Genomic DNA, 20,420 nt, shown 5'->3' on the forward strand with positions numbered 1-20,420 from the left:
GCCTATCGGGTAGACTGGTGAATAACCGTTGCCCACTATCAGGATGCACTATGGCCACTTCCAGCCGCGTACACAGCATGACCGCCTTTTCCCGCACCGAGCAGGCAGCCGCTTTTGGCACGCTGCAGGTAGAAATCCGCTCGGTAAACCAGCGCTATTTAGAGCCGCATTTTCGCCTGCCTGATGCGCTGCGTGATTTAGAGCCGCTGCTGCGGGACGCCCTACGCACCCGACTAGCACGAGGCAAAGTAGAGTGCAGCCTGCGCTTTGAGGCTGCCGAAGCCAATCTAGCCCCCGCCGTAAACGCCCAACGGCTCAAAGAGATCGCCAACGCTTTAGAAGCTATTCAAGAGCAAGTACCCAGTGCTATACCGCCTAATACGCTGGCGATACTCAACCAGCCCGGCGTGATGGAAACCCAGCACTTAGACCAAGACGCCATCAAAGCCGCCGCCAAAGGGCTATTTGACCAAGCGCTGGACGGGCTAATTGACGCCCGCGCCCGGGAAGGCGAAAAGCTCACTGAGATGATCACCACCCGCCTAGACGCTGTCAGCGAGCAAGTAGCCACCGTACGCAGCCTGCTGCCGCAGATACTAGAGCGCCAACGCGCTCAGCTTCTAGAGCGTTTAGAAATCGCCAAGACCGAACTCGACCCCCAGCGCCTGGAAGCCGAGCTGGTACTAGTAGCGCAAAAAGCTGATGTGGACGAAGAGTTAGACCGCCTAACTGCGCATATCGAAGAAGTGCGCCACCAGCTCGCCCAGAAAGGCCCCAAAGGCCGCCGCCTGGATTTTCTAATGCAGGAGCTTAACCGTGAAGCGAATACGCTCTCGTCGAAATCCGTGGTGGCAGAGACAACGCGTTGTGCGGTGGAGTTGAAGGTGCTGATTGAGCAGATGCGGGAGCAGATTCAGAATATTGAGTGATAAAGTATTGGTTTTGCTGCATTGATAAGGACGCCGCCACGGCTTGAGTCACTATAAGCCAACTGACCAATTAACAGTGGTTGCTCAATGGGATGCCAATCCGCATACACCTCTACCAATTCACGGCTCATTTTGAGCCTTCCAGAAGCTTGATATTTTGCAGTTTGATGCCTAACTCGTCATGTGCGGCCACTTCAGAGAAGTTACTTTCCATGCCCAGCACGGCCATAATTTTTAAATAGGTGCCAATTGCCACACCAGGATCACCAGCAAACACCTTGTTCACGGTTTTATGATCAAAGCCCGTGCGCTCGCAGAGCATCTTTTTGGTTAACCCACGTTGCTTCGTCGCTAGCAACAAATCCTCACCAAAATGAGTGAGAATTTTGCGTTGCTTTGGAAACAGCACGCTGTGTAAATTTCGCTTAGCCATACAATCACCAGTAATAGGGCTATATTCCTATTTTTAATTGAATTACGGGAACATAGTCCTAGAGTTTGGCGCTTCAGCTTTGATGGATAGCTTCTAGCAACTACTAGTGGTGGGCTTGGGCATTCTCCACCCGTAGTAGAGTTCGATAGTGCACCCAGCTCAATTCGGTACGCACTGCGTTCCGTTTCGGAAAGCTTTGATAAAACTGGCGGATATTGCGTAGGTTGCGGACATCAAAGCTTTTACACAACTTCGTTTAGCTGTTGTGAGAGCTGCTGTAGCGGCTTCTTACCATACTTGGCACGACGACAGCCTTGCTGTTCGTGCTCGACAACTAAGCGACCTACTTCCCAGTAGCTCTGCACCATGGCCGTATTCACGGCTTGGCGTACCTGCCCGCGTGCTTGCGTTATCTGGTTTTTGCCGTCGCCAGCAGGTGGCCTCGCTCAGGTGCAAAAAAAGTAGGTTTACACAGCTGTTCTGTTTGGCGTTTTTGATGCGTATCACGGTAGGGCGCATTAGCATTTTATATGATGTTTAGCCCCGCTGTCGTGAACGTTGATAAGAGAGAAGTACAATGGACAAAACAAGCTGCGATAACAAAACGGCAGACACGCTATCCAAAGGGCAACCCTCATGGGTTGATGAATTTAGCGTTGTGAAGAAGACTCATGGTGCCCAAGAGGCGCAGGCAGTTGCCATTGCCGATATATTGGGGTTAAAAGGCCCGCTTCCTGAGCCTCATGAAGAAACGCTAAAAGCGGTTGCTGATATTATCGAAGGTGCGTCATTGGATGACGTGGCTGAGCTGAAAAAAGCGCTGCTGCATTGGAAACAGTTCGAAAAAGGTCGCACGGTTTCAAAGGATGAAGCGTTAGTCGACGATTGGCGCTCCGCGCCGTATCCCTACAAGCACCGGCTGTCTCGTAAAACGTACGAAAAGCAGAAATACTACCTTCAGGTGGAACTGCTAAAGCTTCAAGCGTGGATTAAAAAAACGCGTCAGCGTGTCGTCATTATTTTTGAAGGTCGCGATGCTGCAGGAAAGGGCGGCACCATTAAGCGCTTTATGGAGCATCTAAACCCGCGTGGCTCCCGGGTCGTAGCGCTTGAAAAGCCGACAGAAACAGAGCAGGGGCAGTGGTATTTCCAGCGCTATATTAAACACTTGCCGACGCACGGTGAACTCGTTCTGTTTGACCGCTCCTGGTACAACCGGGCGGGCGTTGAGCGGGTCATGGGATTTTGCACCGACCAGCAGCACCAGGACTTTTTACGTCAAGCGCCTGAACTTGAGCGCAACTTGGTGGGCAGCGGAGTGCATATCATCAAGTTCTGGTTTTCGGTCAGTCGTGAAGAGCAGCAGCGTCGTTTTAAAGAGCGTGAACTACATCCACTCAAACGTTGGAAATTGAGCCCGATTGATTTGGCATCGCTGGAAAAATGGGATGAGTACACGGCTGCTAAAGAGACCATGTTCTTCCATACGGATCACTCTGAGTGCCCTTGGGTGGTCATCAAGTCGAACTGCAAAAAACGTGCGCGCTTAAATGCCATGCGCTACGTATTAAATGCCTTCGATTATGAAGGTAAAGATATTAATAACATTGGGGCAACTGATCCCTTGGTGGTAGGTCGTGCTGAGTTTTCTAACGGCTAAAGCCCCGTGGAGAGGTATTCTCGGCCCATAGGTAGGCAGTGCAAGGCTAGCATCTAGTGCTACTGTTAACTTAGCACCCAACTAGCTTTGCCGCTGGTACTAGCAACACGCTAGGCAATGGTGCTTCTACCTTGATTGAGGATGCCCTGCCATGCTGACTTTGCGCTACCTCTCTTTCGCTCTCCTGCTCGGTATGCTGAGCATGCTCCCCCTCACCACCCACGCCAACACCGCCACCTGGCAAGCCCTCCAAGAAGGTGGCTTGGTGATCTTAATGCGCCATGCGCTGGCGCCAGGAATCGGCGACCCACCAGCGTTCAAGCTTGAAGAGTGCGATACCCAGCGTAATTTATCGGCGGAGGGGCGTGCTCAGGCAGTGAGGGTAGGCCAGGCGTTTCGTGAGCGGGAAGTGCCCATTGACGCGGTATATTCGTCGCGCTGGTGCCGGGCGTTAGAGACCGCCGAGCAGCTAGCGTTGGGAGACGTTGAGCCAACGCCGTGGTTAGACTCTTTCTTTCGCAATCCGGGCGAGCGGGAAGCGCTAACCCAGGCCCTGCGCGACAATATTATGGCGTGGCAAGGGCCGGGCAATCTGATGTTGGTAACGCATCAGGTCAATATTACGGCACTTATTGGGGGCGTAGTGCGCTCGGGTGATATGGCCGTTGTACGCCCAGAGGGGCAGGTGCTGAACGTAGTGGGGTCGCTAAGTAGTAACGGGGAGTGAGGCTGGGTTTATAACAATTTACTTCAATGAAGCGCGGCAAATTATTCGCTCCTTATCCGCTGCGGTAGGTTTTACGCTGGGCAGTGTTGATAAGGAGTAAATTATGCCACCAGACACTACCCCAACAGCACGTCGCGTGATCGCCCAGCATCCGGCCGAGCGCGATGATATCGGCGATTTAGTCACCCGGCGGCCACTGCCGGGGCCAGGGCTGGATCAGCTTGATCCGTTTCTGTTTTTGAATCACCACGGCCCGCAGACGTACCCGGCCAATAATCGCGGTCTGCCGTTTGGCCCACACCCGCACCGGGGCTTTGAGACGGTGACGTTTATTTTAGAAGGCTCGCTTGCCCACGCCGACAGCGCCCAGCATCAAAGCGTGATTCACGCGGGCGGCGTGCAGTGGATGACCGCGGGCAGCGGTATTGTGCATGCGGAAATTTCGCCGCCGGAGTTTTTACGCGACGGCGGCTCGCTGGAGATTTTACAGCTGTGGGTCAACCTGCCGTCGCACCTGAAAATGAGTGAGCCGCGCTATGTGGGGCTGCAGCAAGCATCCATACCCGCTATCGCGCTGCCGGGCGGCGGGGAGCTAAACCTGATTGCCGGTGAGTGGCAGGGAAGCGCGGGCCCTATCGACACGCTGACGGGCGTGTTTATGTCGACACTAAGGCTGACTGCCGGTAGCCACGAGCAACTGCCCGTTGCGTCAGGTCGGCAGGTATTTCTCTATGTGGTAGATGGCGATGTGACGGTAGGCGGCGAGCCCGTTAAGTCCCACCATTTGATTGAAGTGAATCGCGACGGTGATAGCCTGGACATCGGCGCCAGCAGTAACGCGCGGCTGCTGTTTGGACACGGCGAGGTGATTGATGAGCCGGTTTATTCCCATGGCCCTTTCGTGATGAATACCCGCGAAGAAATCGTCCAGGCGGTTGAGGACTATCAGAACGGCAAATTTGGCGGGCTAACGCTCTGAAGACCACTCTCCTACAGGGGTTCGCCGCGATAGTAATGCCACAGAAACAGCGAGCCTACACTACGCCAGGGAGCCCAGTGCTCTACCAACTGGCGGGCTTGCTTGGGCGTGGGTTTGTTATCCATGCCCTTCAAGCGGCCCAGCGCAACTCGCAGGGCGAGGTCGTCGGCGGGGAAAATATCGGGGCGTTGCAGTGAGAACATCAGGTAGATCTCTGCACTCCAACGGCCAAAGCCGCGTAGCGCGGTAATGGCGGCAATGGCTTCGTTATCATTTAGCTGTTCAAGCCCATCAGCGCTAAAGGTGCCTGCCAACTCCGCTTCAGCAAGCCCCTTAGCGTACTCAATCTTACGCCATGAGAGCCCCGCCTCGCGCAGCGCTTGGCCCTCCACTTCCAGCACAGCCTTGGCGTGTAACTCCGGCAGTAATGTATTGACCCGGCCCATAATGGCGCGGGCCGCCTCGGTGGAGATCTGTTGGCTGACGATGGTTGAGAAGAAGGTGGCAAACCCAGGGTCGCGTTCGCGGGGCAAGGGCGCACCCACTAGGGGATAGGCACGGGCAATATCGGCATCGGCCTCAGCGAGCGCCGCCATGGCTTTTTCAATTTTGCTAACGGCTGTGTCCTTAGCTGTCATTCTCGGCCTCTTTAAATAAGAGTTTAGGGCTAATAGCGTTGCTTATAAAAGGTGGCAAAAAGGGCTAATCGTTTCTAGGGTATAAGGGTGCAACTCATAAGGAGGTGACGCTATGCATACTCAAGTAATGAAGACTTCACGCGTACTAACCCTGAGTGCCATTGCCGCGTTAATGCTGGTGCTAGCTGGCTGCGGTTCAACCACTGGCGAACGTGCTGCCAGCGGTGCTGGAGTGGGTGCCGCTGTTGGCGCAGGTGCTGCTGCCGCCACCGGTGGAAGCGTTGGCCAGGGCGCGGTGATTGGTGGTGGCGTAGGTGCCGCGACCGGTGCTGCCACGGATGAAGACGATATCAGCCTGGATTAACGAGCAGGCCCCTTATCGGCAAAGCCGGAAGCCGCGCATGCCTAAATGAAAATGGTCGGCATGTGCGGCGTTGTAGTCTGGCCCCAGCACATTACCAAAGGTATCGCAGGCGCCATCCCGGGCTGCCCGCAAAAACTCACCAACGTCACCATCATCTTCCCAGTGATTAAGTAGTGTTACGCGCTGGCCACTCTCAAACTGAAACCCCGTTACGTCCAACGCTTCAGCGGTGGCATGTTCGCTGCGCCTGCCTGACTCGCGACCATACACATTGCGGCAGGCGAAACTGCCCACATGATTCACCTGGGCCACTCGGCTACCCATAATCTCTTCTGCGGCGGGCTGAAGGGCGTGGCGTTCATACATCACCCAAGCCAGGGCCAGCGGGCAGGTAGCCACAAAGCTTTGGTTGAAACGCACGCTGCTGGACTGCATGCGTACCACGTTGCTGAGTGGGCAGCTGTCGGTGGGGGCGTAGTCGGCCAGAGGGGTATAGCGAAGTTCACTCTCGGGCACTGTATCCAGTGCGGCTAAGCAGGCTTGACGGTTATCGTTTAAGCGTTTGAGCTTAAGCTGAGTGATGGGCGTGATGGGGTCATCGACATAAAGCGGCGCCCAAGGTGCCCAATGGCGGGGAACTTCGATGACTCCCTTCTGTAAGGCTACCCCGAGGGCAATGAAGCATAAAATCATTATCGTACTACGCATGCTGATCTCCTTATCGCTCTGCGCGAAACCCTACAGCCCACGCCATGGGTGTGCGATACTGCACGTTACTTTATGCATGTTTGTGTAGGGCAAGTGCAGACAGTAGCAGCGCTGCCAATAATGACAAACCGTTGGCGCGGCTATTTTTATCGCCTGTTTTGCCAACAGCTTGAGCAACTTTTCACTCGCTTTTTGCTAACTAGGGAAGCGCTTCATGTCCCAGGGTACGCTTTTTATCGTGTCTGCCCCATCGGGTGCTGGCAAAACCAGCTTGGTTCGCGAGCTAATCGAAAGCCTTGATGGTATTCAAGTGTCGGTGTCGCACACCACGCGCAATAAGCGCGAAGGGGAAGTGGACGGCGTCAATTACCACTTTATTCCTGTGGCCGATTTTGAAGCAAAGATCGCGGGTGGTGACTTTTTTGAGTATGCCAAGGTCTTTGATAATTACTACGGCACCTCGCGCCAAGCAGTACAAACGCTGCTAGATGCGGGGCAGGACGTTATTTTAGAGATTGACTGGCAGGGCGCCCAGCAGGTACGCCAACAGTTTTCCTCGGCGGTGTCGATTTTTATCCTGCCGCCATCGCGCAGTGAGTTAGAGCGCCGTCTTGCCAGCCGTGGCACCGATGAGCATGCGGTGATCGCCCGGCGCATGCGCGATGCGGTTAGCGAAATGTCGCACTTTGATGAGTATGACTACTTGGTCATTAACGATGACTTCACTACTGCGCTGCAAGAACTGCAGTCGCTGGTGATTAGCCGCCGCTTAACACGGGCCGCCATGCAAGAGCGTCATGCGCCACTGCTCGACGCGCTCTTGTCACAGGCGCCTAGCGTCGAGTAATCTATCAGGTTCTATTACCACTCTTTTTTTCGCTGGTCGGCGACGTTGTCCAACAACGCCGGCCCGGCGTCGTTATTACAGGAAGGCCCCCATGGCTCGCGTAACCGTTGAAGATTGTCTGGAAAATGTTGAAAACCGCTTCAAGCTGGTGATGATTTCCACCCAGCGCGCGCGTCAGTTGGCCCGTGGTTCTCGGGATTCGCAGCTGCCCTGGGAAAATGATAAGCCCACGGTGATGGCGCTGCGTGAAATAGCCGCGGGTCTGGTTGACCATACGGTACTGGATGAGCCGGTTGAAGCCCCGGTGCGTGCGCGTCCTGCAATGACGCCTCATATCGACGACTAAGGTTAAGAACCGAACGACTAGGGCTACGAACCGATTAGGGGCGCGGTAAATGTTCACCATTGATGACCTGGCCGACCGACTCGGCGGCTATTTACCACCGGATGAGATCCAGCAGGTCAAGCGCGCCTTCTACTACGCTGAGCAGGCCCACGATGGCCAGCGTCGCCGCTCTGGCGAGCCTTACGTTACCCACCCGCTAGCGGTGGCTAATATTCTTGCCAACATGCACATGGACCATCAAAGCTTGATGGCCGCTATGCTGCATGATGTCATTGAAGACACCGGCGTCTCGAAAAAAGCCTTGGTGGCGCAGTTTGGTAAACCGGTTGCTGAGCTGGTGGACGGTGTATCCAAGCTGACCCAGATCACCTTCGAAGACAAAGCCGTCGCCCAGGCGGAAAACTTCCAGAAGATGGTGTTGGCGATGTCGCGAGATATTCGCGTCATTATCGTTAAACTCGCCGACCGGCTGCACAATATGCGCACCCTGGGCGCGCTACGCCCCGATAAAAAGCGCCGTATTGCCCGGGAAACGCTGGAAATTTATGCGCGTATTGCCGGGCGTCTGGGCATCAATACCATCCGTATTGAGCTAGAAGACCTCTCCTTTCAGGCCATTCACCCCATGCGCGCCGAGCGTATTAAGCGTGCCGTGGCCAGCGCCCGCGGTAATCGCCGCAGCGCCATGCGGGAAATTCAGTCGTCGCTGCAGCAGAGTCTAGATGACGAAGCGCTGCCGGGAACGGTGGTTGGTCGCCAGAAGCATTTGCTGTCGATTTATAAGAAAATGCGCGACCAGCGCAAACCCTTCGCAGAAATCATGGATGTGTTCGGTTTTCGCATCATTACCGAGGACGTGGCCAGCTGCTATCGAATTTTAGGGGTGGTGCATAACCTATATAAGCCGGTGCCGGGGCGATTTAAAGATTACATCGCAATACCCAAAGCAAACGGCTACCAAAGCCTGCACACCACGCTATTTGGCCAGCGAGGCATGCCGATTGAGGTGCAGATCCGCACCCGTGAAATGGAAGCCATGGCCAATAACGGTATTGCCGCCCACTGGCTTTATAAAGCAGGGCAAACCGATCACCCGATTGCCGAAGGTAGTCATGCCCGCGCCCGCGCCCGCGCCTGGGTAAAAGGGCTGCTAGAGATGCAGCGCCACGCAGGGGACTCGTTAGAATTTATTGAACACGTTAAAAATGACTTGTTCCCCGACGATATCTACGTATTTACCCCCAAAGGCGACATCATGGAGCTGTCCCAGGGCGCCACGGTGATCGACTTTGCGTACAGCGTGCACACCGATATTGGCAATAACTGTATTGCCTGTCGTATCGACCGTCATCTAGCGCCACTGTCCACCCGGCTTGAAAGCGGCCAAACCCTGGAAATCATCACCGCCCCTGGGGCTAAGCCCAACCTGGCGTGGCTGAATTTTGTAACCACGGCGAAAGCCCGCTCGGCCATTCGTCACGCGCTTAAGCATCAGCAGCAGGCTGAGGCCATTATGCTGGGCCGCCGGCTGTTGAATAAGGCGCTGACGCCCTTTGAAACCAGCCTGGAAGAGCTGGATGAAAACGTGTTTAGCCAGGCGTTTAGCGAGTTAGATGTTCCCTCGTTGGATTCGCTGCTGGAGTCGCTGGGGCTGGGTAACCGGATGGCCCACGTGGTGGCGCGGCGGTTAGTGGATGTCGCCCACAGCGACCGCTGTGACCAAACGCTTACCGAGGGAAACGATAAAGCCGTCGTGATTAGCGGCAGTGAAGGGATGGTGATTAATTTTGCCCGCTGCTGCCACCCGCTGCCCGGTGACCCGGTGGTGGGCCATCTCTCGGTAGGCAAAGGTTTAGTGGTGCACCGCAGCGAGTGTAAAAATCTCACTGATCTGAAAAGCGACCCCGAGAAACTGTTTACCCTTGAGTGGTCGGAAACGATCGAAGATGACTTCCCCGTTGCGCTGCGCATAGAAATTGAAAGCCGTCGCGGGCTGGTGGCTGAACTGGCCGGGCTAGTGACCGATGCTGACGCTAATATTGAGCGCATCGGCATTGAGGAGCGTGACGCACGCCTCTCCACCATTAATTTAACCCTATCGGTGAAAGGGCGTGTCCATCTCGCCCGTATTATCAAGCGTATCCGCAACTTGCCCAACGTCGGCAAAATTACCCGAATGGCGAATTAATAGCCCGTATCAGTGAGCCGCCGGCTAAATGCTGGCAGCGCTGGTGATGGGTAAAATAATCATGTTCACACCATTAAGGAGCACGAGCACCTATGAGCAATAAAGCCGTTATAAACACTGAGAAAGCACCCGCTGCCATTGGCCCCTATTCACAGGCGATTAAAGCAGGTAATACGGTGTATATGTCGGGGCAGATCCCACTCAACCCAGAGACAATGGAAATCGTCTCTGAGGATTTCGAAGCCCAGGCACGCCAGGTATTCACTAACCTGCAAGCGGTATGTGAAGAAGCCGCAGGATCGCTTGGCGATATCGTGAAGCTCAACCTCTATTTGGTGGATTTAGACAACTTCGCCATTGTTAACAAGGTTATGGAAGAGTTTTTCTCCCAGCCGTTCCCCGCCCGCGCAGCGGTAGGTGTGAAGGCGCTGCCCAAGGGTAGCCAAGTTGAAGCCGAAGCCGTGATGGTGATTGGCGACTAAACACCGGTTAAACGCGAACACCATAAAAAGAGCGGCCCCTTCAAGGGCCGCTCTTTTAGTGTTTTACGCAAAATAGCTAGCCAGCGGCTAGATTGTTTGCGGCGTTAAGAAGCCGCCCTCTTTAAGCACTTGGGCGTAGCCCTCTTTGTAGCTTGGGTAGCGGAAGTTATAACCGGTTTCACGGATTCGGCTATTATCGCAGCGCTTACTGGCCCGGCGACGCAGCGGTGATTGCATGGTCTCAGTGGACTCCACTTTTAGCTGTGTGGCTAACCACGCCATTACGTTGTGCATGGTAACCGGTTCACAGTCGCTGCCGAGGTAAAGGTCGGAAAGGGGCTGGCCCTTTTCTTGGCAGCGAATTAAATGTGCCAAAATGCCGGTGCAGTCGTCCCGGTGAATGCGGTTGGAGTAGATGACTGGCGTTACGGCGGCAATGCGGCCTTCTGCCACCTGATGAATTAGCCGGTCACGGCCTGGGCCGTAAATGCCGGAAAAGCGCACGACGGTGCCGGGTAGCGAATGGTTGAGCAGCGCCTGCTCCGCTTCGCACATCAGTTTGCCTGAGAAACTGGTCGATTCGGTGGGGCTTGCCTCGTTTACAACCTCGCCCTCCTGCTGGCCATAGACGCTGGTCGATGAGACGAAGAAAATGCGCTTTGGCGGCTTTTTGTGCTGCTCCAGCACACCTAATACGCGCTTAAGGCCATCGGGGTAAGCACTTTGATAGGCGCTCTCTTCAAAGCGGTCGGCACTCACGGTGTAAACAACGTAGTCGGCTTGAGGCAGCGCCGAGGCATCGGCGCCTTCAAGGTCATTGAGATCCAGCGCTAGCGGCTCAATGCCGCTACCCTGTAAAGCATCAGCTTGGCGGCGTATACCGATGACACGATGCCCCTCGCTGAGTAGCTCGCGACCTAAGGTAATTCCGATATCGCCACAGCCGACAATCAATACAGTTAGCTTCACCTGGCTCACTCCTCTTGATAAATATTCCCTATCAGATACAAAGTCTCTATGAGATGTGACATCTTCAATAGGACTTGCTTGTCCTTGCCATCCCGTTAACCGTCACGATTAGTAGTCACAAGCTACTATTAATCCTAAGCAGCAACGAGAGGATGCCAACTGGCACCGTTATGACTTTAACAGAACTTCGCTATATCGTAACCCTTGCCCAAGAGCGCCACTTTGGGCGGGCGGCAGAGCGCTGCCATGTTTCCCAGCCTACGCTATCGGTCGCAGTGAAGAAACTCGAAGATGAGCTGGATATCCCGCTCTTCGAGCGCTCTAAATCTACCGTGCAGGTTACCCCGCTAGGTGAGAAAATTGTTGCCCAGGCGCAGCGGGTGCTAGAGCAGAGCAGCCTGATTTATGAAATGGCCAGCGCGGGGAAAGATCAGCTAGCGAACCCACTGCGTATTGGCGCTATTTACACGATTGGCCCCTATTTATTTCCCCATTTAATTCCTGCGCTGGCTAATGCTGCACCGCAAATATCGCTATATATCGAAGAGGGTATGACCGGCTCGCTACGCGCCAAGCTGCGTAGCGGTGAGCTTGATGTGATTATTGTGGCGCTGCCGTTTACCGAAACTGACGTGGTTACCAAGCCGATTTACGACGAGCACTTTGAAGTGCTGCTGCCTGCCAATCATCGCTGGGTGGAGCGTAAGATGATTAATAAAGAGGATCTGCTGGAAGAGCGGCTATTACTGCTGGGCGAAGGCCACTGCTTCCGCGATCAGATTTTAGAGGCCTGCCCGGCAATCTCCCAGAAACTCAACAGCCCCAATAACACACTCATTGCTGAAGGCGGTTCACTGGAAACTATTCGCCATATGGTGGCTTCAAAGCTGGGCATTACAGTGTTGCCGCAGTCGGCGCTAGGCACTGACCAGTACGAAAACGCCATGCTGGTGAGTAGGCCCTTTGCCGATCCTGCGCCCTCGCGCACGGTCGCCATTGCCTGGCGGGCCAGCTTCCCTCGGCCTAAAGCAATTGAAGCCTTGGCCCAGGCGATTAGCCAGTGCAAGCAGCCTGTTAAGATGGTTAAAGTCTCCTCATGAGTGAACTCACGTCACCGGTCACCGCGCTCAAAGGGGTAGGCGAGGCGCTAGCAATTAAACTGGCGCGCCTGGGGATTGAGCGCATTAGCGATCTGCTTTTTCACCTACCGCTGCGCTATCAGGACCGCACGCGGCTAACGCCCATCGGGCTGCTGCGGGCGGGTCAGGAAGCCGTGGTTGAAGGAGAAGTGACCGCCAGTGACGTGGTGAAGGGGCGCAGACGCAGCCTGCTGGTTCGCCTGCGCGATGGTAGCGGTATTTTAAGCCTGCGGTTTTTCCACTTCTCCCCCGCTCAGCAGCAACAGCTGCGCCCTGGGGTAACGGTGCGCGCCTTTGGCGAAGCACGCGCCGGGGCCACAGGCCTGGAGATTTATCACCCGGAGTACCGGCTAAGCGGCGGCAGCGAAACGCCGGTTGAGGAGTACTACACGCCGATTTATCCCACTACCGAAGGGCTTCACCAAACCCGCCTGCGGGCACTTACCCAGCAGGCGCTAGGTATGTTAGCGCAAACGCCAGCGGCGCTGCCGGAGGTGATACCCGACGCCCTGCTTCAGCGGTTTAACCTGCCGGGGCTGCACGCTAGCCTACAACTGCTGCATCAGCCGCCGCCGGATGTGGATTTAGAGTCGCTCACATATGGGCACCACCCTGCCACCCGCAGGCTCGCGTTGGAAGAGCTACTGGCCCACCAGCTTAGCCTGCGGGAAGTACGCTTACGCATTCAGGCTGACGGCGCGCCGGCGCTGCCTTCGGGGCGTGGTCTGCAAACCCGCTTCTTAGCTCAGCTGCCATTTGCGCTGACCGGTGCCCAGCAGCGCGTACTGGAAGAGATCGCCCTGGACCTTGCTCGCCCAGCCCCAATGCTGCGGCTGGTGCAAGGGGATGTGGGTTCAGGGAAAACGGTGGTAGCGGCAATGGCTGCGCTCTCGGCGCTGGCGGGCAACTGTCAGGCGGCGATGATGGCACCCACGGAGATCCTCGCCGAGCAGCACTACCGTGCCTTCAAGGCGTGGTTTGAACCGCTAGGCATTGAGGTGGCGTGGCTGGCGGGCAAACTTAAAGGCAAAGCGCGGCTAGATGCCAAAGCGGCCATTGCCGATGGCCGGGCGCGCATGGTGGTAGGCACCCATGCGCTGTTCCAGGCCGATGTGCATTTTCAGTGCCTGGGGCTGGCGATTATTGACGAGCAGCACCGCTTTGGGGTTCACCAGCGCCTAGCGCTGCGGGAAAAAGGTGAAGCCGGTGGATTGACGCCCCACCAGCTCATCATGACCGCCACCCCCATCCCCCGCACCCTGGCCATGAGCGCCTATGCGGATCTCGATGTCTCGGTGATTGACGAGCTACCGCCGGGGCGCACGCCGGTAAAAACCGTGGTGGTGTCGGATGAGCGCCGCCCCGAAGTGGTGGAGCGCATTCGCAACGCCTGTAGCGATGGCCGCCAAGCCTACTGGGTATGCACGCTGATAGAAGAGTCAGAAGTGCTGCAGTGCCAGGCTGCTGAAGTTACCCGTGAGGAGCTGACCCAAGCGTTGCCGGAGCTGTCGATTGGCTTGATCCATGGGCGCATGAAGGCCAGCGAGAAAGTCGCGGTGATGGAGGCTTTCAAAACCGGTGAGTTAGATTTATTGGTGGCCACCACGGTGATTGAGGTGGGGGTGGATGTGCCTAATGCCAGCCTGATGATTATCGAAAACCCCGAACGCCTAGGGCTTTCACAGCTTCACCAGTTACGTGGCCGGGTAGGGCGTGGCAGCACTGAAAGCTTCTGCGTGCTGCTTTATCACCCGCCGCTCTCGAAAAGCTCCCGTGAGCGCTTGGGCGTGATGCGCGAAACCACCGATGGCTTCCGCATCGCTGAGAAGGACTTAGAGATCCGCGGGCCAGGGGAAGTGCTGGGCACCCGCCAAACCGGCCTTGCCCAAATGAAAATTGCCGACCTTGAGCGCGACGCTGACCTATTAGAGCGTGTGACTGCCCTTGCCCAAACGCTACAGGGCAACGCCGAGATCACCGCCGTGCTGGTACGCCGCTGGTTAGGTGAAGCCGCTGGCCGCTACGGGCAGGTGTAGCAAGCGTGTTGTCAGGCTGCGGTGGGCGTTGGTTCCACCTCTTGCGTGCGGGCTAAACGGCTGGCGGCATCGCCTAGAGGAGCGAGTTGTTGGGTGATCAGGCGTAGCTGGCTCTGAATAGGCCGGTAGAGCGTCACGGCGCTCTCTTCATCGGGGGTGGGCTGCTCTTCTATTTGTACGAGTAGCTCGCGGGCGTGCTCATCCAGGGGTGCGATGGGCAAGCGTTTATGCAACTGCTCCGCCAGCTTTTCTAACAGGGCGCTGATGCGCTTAGCAAGGGGAACTAGCGCGGCATCGTCTTCGTCTTCTGCTAGCCGATGACGATGGGCTCCCAGTGCTGAGAGATGGCTTAACAGCGTATTGGACAGCACCAAAAAACGCAGCCCGTTATCGGCATCCTGCTTTCGGTAGTGGCCCGGCTCGTGGAGCATATTGGTCAGCAGCGTTGAGAGGGCCGCATCGGCATTGTGGGCATTACGGCGCGCTAGCCGGTAGGCTAAATCGTCCTGTTTGCCCTCTTCATACTGATGAACAATTTCGTCTAAATAGCGGCGGTGATTAGTCAGCACGTTGGCGGCTTCCCGGTAGAGCCTGCGGCCCTGCCAGTCGGGCAGAATAAAAAACACCGCGAGTCCCGCGATTAACGAACCAATTAACGTATCAAACAGGCGCGGCCAGATTAAATCAAAGCCGTCACCCACCTGATTAAAGCTGCACAGTATCAGCAGGGTGATGGATGCCGTAGCAATGACGTAGTGCTTTTCACGGTTAGCGAAAAATGAGACGCCCGCGGCCACCGCAATCATGCTCTGTACCAAGGGTTGAGGAAATAGGCTAATCGACACCCATCCCGCGACTAACCCGAGTACCGTGCCGACGATGCGCTGGGAAAGAAAGCGCCGCGTGGTGGCGAAGTTAGGTCGGCAGACAAGTAGCGTGGTCAGCAAAATCCAGAAGCCCTGCTCCGGGTCTAGCCACTGCAGCAGCCCGTAACCAACCACCAGCGCGGTGGTTAAGCGTATCGCATGACGAAAGGTGGGTGACCCCAGCGTAACGTTTAGCCGTACCCGGCGCCAGGCTTCCAGTAAGCTGGATGGCGAACGGTCAAAGAGCGCGCTGTCCCGGCGCGGGTCATCGCTATCGGGGTTGTGGGCACTGGCAATCTGCGCCTCTAACGTTGCAAGATTATCGGCCAAGGCGTTGAGGGGGTGCATCAACGGCCGCCATTCCGGCTTGCCGCGCTCGCTCAGATTATCGATAGAGGCGCGCAGGTCCGCGAGCGCCTGCTCACTTAGCTGGTGGTCAAAGGGGCGATTAAGCAGCAGTGATTTGGCCAACTGACGGCAGGCACGACCCTGCTGGTCGAGTAGCCGCTGGCAGCGGAACAGCACGTCGTGGTGGAAAAACGCTTCGGTGAGCGCGCCGTAGGGGTAGTGGGTCGAACTTGCTCGTTCGTGGATATCCTGGGCGATAAAGTATATCCGCAGGTAGCGGTTAAGCTTGCGACTCCCGCGCTGGCCTTCTAGGCGGCGGAAAATCATCTCTTTCGCTTGGTTAAGGGCATCGACCACAAGGCCATTTTGCCGCGCCAGCGCCACCCGGCGGGCCTCTATATCCACGCCGCGCACGGGTTCAAACAGCGCAGATTTGAGAATTAAAAACTCGCCCAGAGTTTTATATACCCTGGCCATGCTCTGCTTGACCGGCTGGCGGGAGAACAGCGCGCACCACACAACAGAAATAACCCCGTACCACGCTGCCCCGGCTAATAGCAGCAGTTGGCGAGCGGCGACGTCTTCATCCACGCCGCCGTGCTGTTCAATATTGATCATCGAGTAAATCGATAGAATCAGCGTGCCCGAGGCAATAGTGGCGTAACGCTGGCCGATGGCGCCCAGCATAATCAACGTGAAGGTAGAGAGTGCCAACCCAAGGGCAAACAGCCACGGCCACGGGAATAGCCACTGCACCACAAACGACGCCGAGGCAAAGCATAACAGGGTGACGGCCAACGCTTGTAGGCGCCCCTGCCAGCTGTCATCGGTTTCTGAAAGCGCGCTTGCGATAATGCCTAAAAACAGCGGGATCACCAGTGCCACGTCTCCCGCTACCCCGCTAAACAGCAGCGCCCCGCTGAAGGCGATAAACACCCGCAGGCTATAGGCGAACTTATCCAGTGTCCAAAGGCGCCGTAGGGGCAGTGAAAGCGGCATAGGGGCTCTTGTAGGCAGAGGTTGTTAGACTTTAGTTTATATGCTGCGTTGCCGCATGGCTAGGGAGACGCTGTTGTGGCCTATCAACGAAAAGCCCCGCAGTGCGATGGGCTGCGGGGCAATAGGCGGCAAGCAATAGAGCCACTAGCGTTACAAATACTTCAACAGCTTTTGCAGCTTGTTCATATCGGCGGAGTCGCCGACGAGGCGCACCTCGCCGTTTACCATGCCGTCTAGAAATGCCTGCTGGGTCGGCTTCTTGAGGATGCGTAGCGCGGCATCTTGGTCGCGAAAACGTAGCTCAAGATCAAGGTCAACGGGCAAGCCTTTGCCGGTGGTTACCCCTTGGGGCGTCATCCGGTAGTAGCGGGCAATGCTTAAGTCTTCGGTGGCAATCCCCCAGTCCAGTCCGCGCATGCGTTCTAGCTGCTCTTTAAAGCGCGGCTTGCGGCGTAGGGCACGCTTGAGCATAAAACTCAGCAGCCACAGCGTAAGCGTTAGCTTCATTAGGAAACGGCGTCCTTGAGCGCTTTGCCTGGCTTAAAGGCAACGTTTTTGCTGGCGGGAATTTGTAACGGGGCGCCAGTTTGCGGATTCTTGCCGGTACGTGCGGCACGTTCGCGAACGGTAAAAGTACCAAAACCAATCAGGGCGACGTCTTCGCCCTTGGCGACGCTGTTCGTGATCTCATCCAGGATGACGTTGAGGACTTGGCCCGCTTTGTCTTTGGAAAGGTCGGCACCTTCAGCAATAGCAGCGGCGAGTTCAGGTTTGCGCATAGAGGAAACTCCCTTGTAACAGAATCAAGCGTACGCTTGTGATGTGTAAGAAACAGTGTTGTTTAAGCATTACCCGGCTGGTCCAGCTTCTTAGACTAGTCGTGAATGCGGCGAAAATCAGCCTAGCAGCGCAGGGGCTGCTCTGGAAAGCTCCACTTTCCTTCTCACGCAGCCGCCTGTCAACGCAAAACCAATCAAACGACCGTCTTTATCTTCTGCCAACGCTGCCATTTCTCCCCCTTCTCCTTCAATTCGCCACTTTTCGGGCGTGGTTAACGGCGGGTAGGCCACCACGGGGAGTAGCGTTGTTTTTACGATGACCGGCCATGCGCCAAAGGCGACGCGAGTGGGCGTGCCGCTTAGGGTAGCCGCCAATGCTTTAATGCTGGCCTGAAGCGGCTGTACGTACATGGCGTTAACACCTTCAACACAGGCCACGTCGCCTAAGGCGTAAATGTTAGGCTCAGACGTGCGCAAGTAGCGGTCCACTTGTATACCGCTAGAGGCCACCGCGAGCCCAGAGGCGTTTGCTAGCGCGGTGCGTGGGGTAAGTCCCGTGGCCATTAACACCTTATCGGCTTGAAACGACTCGCCGTTATCAAGCTGGATGTCTATAGCGTGGTCATTAACGGCGTCGGTTATTGCCGTAATGGCGTGGCCCAGGTGGAGTGTTATGCCCGCCTCTTCAAAGGCTGTGGCTAGCGCGCGGCCTAGCGGTTCGGGCAGTAGGCGCGCTAGCGGCGTGTTTTCGGGGGCCAATAGGCTGACGTGGTGGCCGCCAGCAATCAGGTCGTTAGCAAACTCGCAGCCCACCAGCCCGGCACCAATCACCGCGACCCGCGTGGGGCCTTGTGTTAGTGCGGTATGAAAACGGCGGTAATCATCTAAGTCGTTCACGTTGAAGCAGCGGCTGCTAAGGCGCTCGGGCACGCTGAAGGGCGCGCGTGGGGCCGCGCCCGTCGCTAAAACTAAGTCGTCATAGTAAAACTCTCGGGCGTCACTCAACCGCACCTTTTGGTTATCCACATCCAGTTGGACAACCTGGGTGTGGGTAACTAGCGTTGCGTTAAGCTCTTCTGCTACGTCGGCTGCGCTGCGCTGGGCCAGCTTTTCGGGGCCAATGCGTTTGGCAAAGCCGGTGGAAAGCAGCGGTTTACTGTATTCGTCGCCGCTGTCAGCACTCAACAGAGCGATGGTACGGGTATCGCCTTGGCGGCGCAGGGCGCGGGCAAGCCCAATACCTGCCATGCCGGTGCCAATAATCACCAGCGCTGCGTGGGGGGCGTCGGCGCGTTGTTCAATCGGTGGGGGCATGCAGTCACCAAAAGTCGGTGGAACAAAAGCCTGTCAGAGCACCATGTTACACTACCGCTCACTTTTTTGACTGCCTTGGAGAACCCGGTGACGGCCCCAATTTTCCGGCAAGCCCAGCCTTTTATGCATTGGCTACCCGTTAATGCGCTGCGCCCTGCGATGAGCGCACCCTGGCGGCAATGGGTGGCTTCTACCGATTCGTTAACGGCGCGGCTAACCGCGGCGGCAGCCGATAAACCGTTTCGGGTGCGCTTATTACGCCAGACAATTGGCTTGCCTCAGCGGGATGAGGCGCTGGCCTTGGGTATTGAGCCGCGCCGCTATGCGTGGCTGCGGGAAGTAGCGCTCTGTGTGGACGATACGCCTTGGGTGGTGGCCCGCTCGGTAGCGCCGCTGACCCAGCTGCAGGGGAAAGGGTTAGAGGGGCTCGGCGAACGCTCTTTGGGCAGCTGGCTGTTTCGCCAGCCTGATTTAGTGCGTGGCCCCCTTTACGCCACCAAGCATTGGCCCTGTTTTGCCCACCGGCTTTGCGCGCCAAATGTGGCTGGCGTATGGGGGCGGCGCTCAGTTTTTCAGCACAGCGGGCTTTCGCTGCTGGTTCAAGAGTACTTTTTATCCACCATGGCGGATGATCTTGGCCTGCCTTCGCGCTAGGCTAACACTGCATCTTTATTCGTGAGGTAAGCATGGATCGTTCTCTGTTGCGGCCAACGGGGTGGGCTCGGGTGGCGGATTTTTTACAACTGATGCGCCTGGATAGGCCCATTGGTACCTGGCTTTTGATGTGGCCAACCCTGTGGGCGCTGTGGATTGCGGCAGAGGGAGTACCTGGGCGAAATGTATTGCTGATCTTTATTGCCGGTGTTTATGTAATGCGCGCGGCGGGCTGTGTGGTAAACGATTATGCGGACCGCCACTTTGATGGCCATGTGAAACGCACCAAGCATCGGCCGCTCGCCACCGGGCGTATCAGCGAAACCGAAGCGCAGCTGCTGTTTGTTGGGCTAGTGGCGATTGCGTTTATTCTGGTGCTGCTTACTAACTGGTTTACGGTTTTGCTCTCTATTGGGGGCTTGGTACTGGCGTTTATTTACCCCTTTATGAAGCGCTACACCCACTTTCCCCAAGTGGTACTAGGAGCGGCTTTCTCTTGGGCGATACCGATGGCGTTTGGTGCCGTGCTGGGGAGCGTGCCCCTTGAAGCATGGCTGCTGTTTTTCGCCAACGTATTGTGGACCGTGGCCTACGATACCCAGTACGCCATGGTTGATCGCGACGATGACTTAAAAATCGGTATTAAATCAACGGCGGTGCTGTTCGGAGATGCTGATCGATTAATCATTGGCCTGCTACAGCTTGCTACGCTGGCGCTATTAACCTGGGTAGGGCTACGAGTAGCGTTAGGCGGTTTTTTCTGGCTAGGGCTAATAGCGATGGCAGCGACGTTTGTCCATCAGCAGCGGTTGATAGCGCACCGTGAGCGTGATGGCTGCTTCCGGGCGTTTTTGAATAATTACTGGTCGGGCCTGCTTATTTTTGCCGGTATTGCTCTGAGCTGGTGGCCAATCACTGGCTAAATACGCTGAGTGTCATAAAATTGTCACTAAGCCATGGTGTTATCGTCACAGATATTTCATTGAACTGTTTTTCTATGAGCTAGTTTCATTGC

At 56.2% G+C, this 20,420-nt stretch carries 21 protein-coding genes; 13 read left to right on the forward strand and 8 right to left on the reverse strand.

Annotated features, from left to right (window positions below; translation table 11 throughout):
* Positions 1 to 50 precede the first annotated feature (50 nt).
* Positions 51 to 929 carry a YicC family protein gene (locus tag BB497_04160; protein ID AVI61951.1) on the forward strand — a complete coding sequence of 293 codons (879 nt, stop codon included), beginning with the start codon at positions 51 to 53 and terminating at the stop codon, positions 927 to 929.
* 127 nt (positions 930 to 1,056) lie between these two features.
* Here BB497_04160 and BB497_04165 read toward each other — a convergent pair whose 3' ends face one another.
* On the reverse strand, positions 1,057 to 1,362 hold the full coding sequence (locus BB497_04165) for an XRE family transcriptional regulator (GenBank protein AVI61952.1): 306 nt from the start codon (positions 1,360 to 1,362) through the stop codon (positions 1,057 to 1,059).
* Between the two features lie 577 nt (positions 1,363 to 1,939).
* Between BB497_04165 and BB497_04170 the strand changes: the two genes are divergently transcribed.
* The 3 genes from BB497_04170 to BB497_04180 all read left to right on the forward strand — a co-directional run bounded on the left by BB497_04170 (position 1,940) and on the right by BB497_04180 (position 4,728).
* Positions 1,940 to 3,022, forward strand: coding sequence for a polyphosphate kinase 2 (locus BB497_04170; protein AVI61953.1), 1,083 nt, complete (start codon positions 1,940 to 1,942; stop codon positions 3,020 to 3,022).
* Positions 3,023 to 3,173: 151 nt separating this feature from the next.
* The gene (locus BB497_04175) at positions 3,174 to 3,749 is read left to right on the forward strand and encodes a histidine phosphatase family protein (GenBank protein AVI61954.1); all 576 of its coding nucleotides are present in this window, start codon (positions 3,174 to 3,176) and stop codon (positions 3,747 to 3,749) included.
* A gap of 103 nt (positions 3,750 to 3,852) precedes the next feature.
* The gene (locus tag BB497_04180) at positions 3,853 to 4,728 is read left to right on the forward strand and encodes a nuclease PIN (protein ID AVI61955.1); all 876 of its coding nucleotides are present in this window, start codon (positions 3,853 to 3,855) and stop codon (positions 4,726 to 4,728) included.
* Between the two features lie 11 nt (positions 4,729 to 4,739).
* Here the strand turns inward: BB497_04180 and BB497_04185 are convergent, their stop codons facing one another.
* Positions 4,740 to 5,366: a DNA-3-methyladenine glycosylase gene (locus tag BB497_04185; protein ID AVI61956.1), complete on the reverse strand. Its 627-nt coding sequence runs from the start codon at positions 5,364 to 5,366 to the stop codon at positions 4,740 to 4,742.
* A gap of 112 nt (positions 5,367 to 5,478) precedes the next feature.
* On the opposite strand from BB497_04185, the gene BB497_04190 reads away from it, so the two are divergent.
* Positions 5,479 to 5,730 (forward strand): hypothetical protein, encoded by a 252-nt coding sequence (locus tag BB497_04190; protein ID AVI61957.1) that lies wholly within the window; start codon positions 5,479 to 5,481, stop codon positions 5,728 to 5,730.
* 12 nt (positions 5,731 to 5,742) lie between these two features.
* Here BB497_04190 and BB497_04195 read toward each other — a convergent pair whose 3' ends face one another.
* On the reverse strand, positions 5,743 to 6,438 hold the full coding sequence (locus BB497_04195; GenBank protein ID AVI61958.1) for an extensin: 696 nt from the start codon (positions 6,436 to 6,438) through the stop codon (positions 5,743 to 5,745).
* A 214-nt stretch (positions 6,439 to 6,652) separates the two neighbouring features.
* On the opposite strand from BB497_04195, the gene BB497_04200 reads away from it, so the two are divergent.
* The 4 genes from BB497_04200 to BB497_04215 all read left to right on the forward strand — a co-directional run bounded on the left by BB497_04200 (position 6,653) and on the right by BB497_04215 (position 10,301).
* On the forward strand, positions 6,653 to 7,285 hold the full coding sequence (locus tag BB497_04200) for a guanylate kinase (GenBank protein AVI61959.1): 633 nt from the start codon (positions 6,653 to 6,655) through the stop codon (positions 7,283 to 7,285).
* A gap of 91 nt (positions 7,286 to 7,376) precedes the next feature.
* On the forward strand, positions 7,377 to 7,631 hold the full coding sequence (locus BB497_04205; protein AVI61960.1) for a DNA-directed RNA polymerase subunit omega: 255 nt from the start codon (positions 7,377 to 7,379) through the stop codon (positions 7,629 to 7,631).
* Positions 7,632 to 7,680: 49 nt separating this feature from the next.
* Entirely contained in the window at positions 7,681 to 9,819 is a 2,139-nt protein-coding gene (locus tag BB497_04210; GenBank protein AVI61961.1) for a bifunctional GTP diphosphokinase/guanosine-3',5'-bis(diphosphate) 3'-diphosphatase, read from the forward strand.
* Positions 9,820 to 9,911: 92 nt separating this feature from the next.
* Positions 9,912 to 10,301: a reactive intermediate/imine deaminase gene (locus BB497_04215; GenBank protein ID AVI61962.1), complete on the forward strand. Its 390-nt coding sequence runs from the start codon at positions 9,912 to 9,914 to the stop codon at positions 10,299 to 10,301.
* An 87-nt stretch (positions 10,302 to 10,388) separates the two neighbouring features.
* Here BB497_04215 and BB497_04220 read toward each other — a convergent pair whose 3' ends face one another.
* Entirely contained in the window at positions 10,389 to 11,270 is an 882-nt protein-coding gene (locus tag BB497_04220) for an NAD(P)-dependent oxidoreductase (GenBank protein AVI61963.1), read from the reverse strand.
* Positions 11,271 to 11,440: 170 nt separating this feature from the next.
* Here BB497_04220 and BB497_04225 point away from each other — a divergent pair, with 170 nt between their 5' ends.
* Positions 11,441 to 12,370, forward strand: coding sequence for a LysR family transcriptional regulator (locus BB497_04225; GenBank protein AVI64253.1), 930 nt, complete (start codon positions 11,441 to 11,443; stop codon positions 12,368 to 12,370).
* The gene (locus BB497_04230; GenBank protein AVI61964.1) at positions 12,367 to 14,445 is read left to right on the forward strand and encodes an ATP-dependent DNA helicase RecG; all 2,079 of its coding nucleotides are present in this window, start codon (positions 12,367 to 12,369) and stop codon (positions 14,443 to 14,445) included. Before BB497_04225 ends, BB497_04230 begins: the two co-directional genes overlap by 4 nt.
* An 11-nt stretch (positions 14,446 to 14,456) precedes the next feature.
* Here the strand turns inward: BB497_04230 and BB497_04235 are convergent, their stop codons facing one another.
* The 4 genes from BB497_04235 to BB497_04250 all read right to left on the reverse strand — a co-directional run bounded on the left by BB497_04235 (position 14,457) and on the right by BB497_04250 (position 18,751).
* Positions 14,457 to 16,658 carry a TIGR01666 family membrane protein gene (locus BB497_04235; protein AVI61965.1) on the reverse strand — a complete coding sequence of 734 codons (2,202 nt, stop codon included), beginning with the start codon at positions 16,656 to 16,658 and terminating at the stop codon, positions 14,457 to 14,459.
* Positions 16,659 to 16,808: 150 nt separating this feature from the next.
* A complete protein-coding gene (locus BB497_04240) occupies positions 16,809 to 17,165 on the reverse strand; it encodes a hypothetical protein (protein ID AVI61966.1) in 357 nt (118 codons plus the stop codon).
* Positions 17,165 to 17,437 (reverse strand): DNA-binding protein HU, encoded by a 273-nt coding sequence (locus tag BB497_04245; GenBank protein AVI61967.1) that lies wholly within the window; start codon positions 17,435 to 17,437, stop codon positions 17,165 to 17,167. The genes BB497_04240 and BB497_04245 overlap by 1 nt, the downstream gene beginning before the upstream one ends.
* A 117-nt stretch (positions 17,438 to 17,554) precedes the next feature.
* On the reverse strand, positions 17,555 to 18,751 hold the full coding sequence (locus tag BB497_04250; GenBank protein AVI61968.1) for a pyridine nucleotide-disulfide oxidoreductase: 1,197 nt from the start codon (positions 18,749 to 18,751) through the stop codon (positions 17,555 to 17,557).
* Between the two features lie 123 nt (positions 18,752 to 18,874).
* Here BB497_04250 and BB497_04255 point away from each other — a divergent pair, with 123 nt between their 5' ends.
* Both BB497_04255 and BB497_04260 read left to right on the forward strand, forming a co-directional pair.
* The gene (locus BB497_04255; protein ID AVI64254.1) at positions 18,875 to 19,405 is read left to right on the forward strand and encodes a chorismate lyase; all 531 of its coding nucleotides are present in this window, start codon (positions 18,875 to 18,877) and stop codon (positions 19,403 to 19,405) included.
* A 32-nt stretch (positions 19,406 to 19,437) separates the two neighbouring features.
* Entirely contained in the window at positions 19,438 to 20,328 is an 891-nt protein-coding gene (locus BB497_04260) for a 4-hydroxybenzoate polyprenyltransferase (protein ID AVI61969.1), read from the forward strand.
* Positions 20,329 to 20,420 lie beyond the last annotated feature (92 nt).

Origin of the sequence: Halomonas sp. GFAJ-1, from assembly GCA_002966495.1 — a bacterium.
In the GTDB taxonomy this organism is placed as follows: Bacteria; Pseudomonadota; Gammaproteobacteria; order Pseudomonadales; family Halomonadaceae; genus Vreelandella.

Excerpts from the sequence above, each read along its gene's own strand:
- BB497_04160 (AVI61951.1), top strand. The coding sequence starts at position 51 with ATGGCCACTTCCAGCCGCGTACACAGCATGACCGCCTTTTCCCGCACC.
- BB497_04165 (AVI61952.1), bottom strand. The coding sequence starts at position 1,362 with ATGGCTAAGCGAAATTTACACAGCGTGCTGTTTCCAAAGCAACGCAAA.
- BB497_04170 (AVI61953.1), top strand. The coding sequence starts at position 1,940 with ATGGACAAAACAAGCTGCGATAACAAAACGGCAGACACGCTATCCAAA.
- BB497_04175 (AVI61954.1), top strand. The coding sequence starts at position 3,174 with ATGCTGACTTTGCGCTACCTCTCTTTCGCTCTCCTGCTCGGTATGCTG.
- BB497_04180 (AVI61955.1), top strand. The coding sequence starts at position 3,853 with ATGCCACCAGACACTACCCCAACAGCACGTCGCGTGATCGCCCAGCAT.
- BB497_04185 (AVI61956.1), bottom strand. The coding sequence starts at position 5,366 with ATGACAGCTAAGGACACAGCCGTTAGCAAAATTGAAAAAGCCATGGCG.
- BB497_04190 (AVI61957.1), top strand. The coding sequence starts at position 5,479 with ATGCATACTCAAGTAATGAAGACTTCACGCGTACTAACCCTGAGTGCC.
- BB497_04195 (AVI61958.1), bottom strand. The coding sequence starts at position 6,438 with ATGCGTAGTACGATAATGATTTTATGCTTCATTGCCCTCGGGGTAGCC.
- BB497_04200 (AVI61959.1), top strand. The coding sequence starts at position 6,653 with ATGTCCCAGGGTACGCTTTTTATCGTGTCTGCCCCATCGGGTGCTGGC.
- BB497_04205 (AVI61960.1), top strand. The coding sequence starts at position 7,377 with ATGGCTCGCGTAACCGTTGAAGATTGTCTGGAAAATGTTGAAAACCGC.
- BB497_04210 (AVI61961.1), top strand. The coding sequence starts at position 7,681 with ATGTTCACCATTGATGACCTGGCCGACCGACTCGGCGGCTATTTACCA.
- BB497_04215 (AVI61962.1), top strand. The coding sequence starts at position 9,912 with ATGAGCAATAAAGCCGTTATAAACACTGAGAAAGCACCCGCTGCCATT.
- BB497_04225 (AVI64253.1), top strand. The coding sequence starts at position 11,441 with ATGACTTTAACAGAACTTCGCTATATCGTAACCCTTGCCCAAGAGCGC.
- BB497_04230 (AVI61964.1), top strand. The coding sequence starts at position 12,367 with ATGAGTGAACTCACGTCACCGGTCACCGCGCTCAAAGGGGTAGGCGAG.
- BB497_04235 (AVI61965.1), bottom strand. The coding sequence starts at position 16,658 with ATGCCGCTTTCACTGCCCCTACGGCGCCTTTGGACACTGGATAAGTTC.
- BB497_04240 (AVI61966.1), bottom strand. The coding sequence starts at position 17,165 with ATGAAGCTAACGCTTACGCTGTGGCTGCTGAGTTTTATGCTCAAGCGT.
- BB497_04245 (AVI61967.1), bottom strand. The coding sequence starts at position 17,437 with ATGCGCAAACCTGAACTCGCCGCTGCTATTGCTGAAGGTGCCGACCTT.
- BB497_04250 (AVI61968.1), bottom strand. The coding sequence starts at position 18,751 with ATGCCCCCACCGATTGAACAACGCGCCGACGCCCCCCACGCAGCGCTG.
- BB497_04255 (AVI64254.1), top strand. The coding sequence starts at position 18,875 with ATGCATTGGCTACCCGTTAATGCGCTGCGCCCTGCGATGAGCGCACCC.
- BB497_04260 (AVI61969.1), top strand. The coding sequence starts at position 19,438 with ATGGATCGTTCTCTGTTGCGGCCAACGGGGTGGGCTCGGGTGGCGGAT.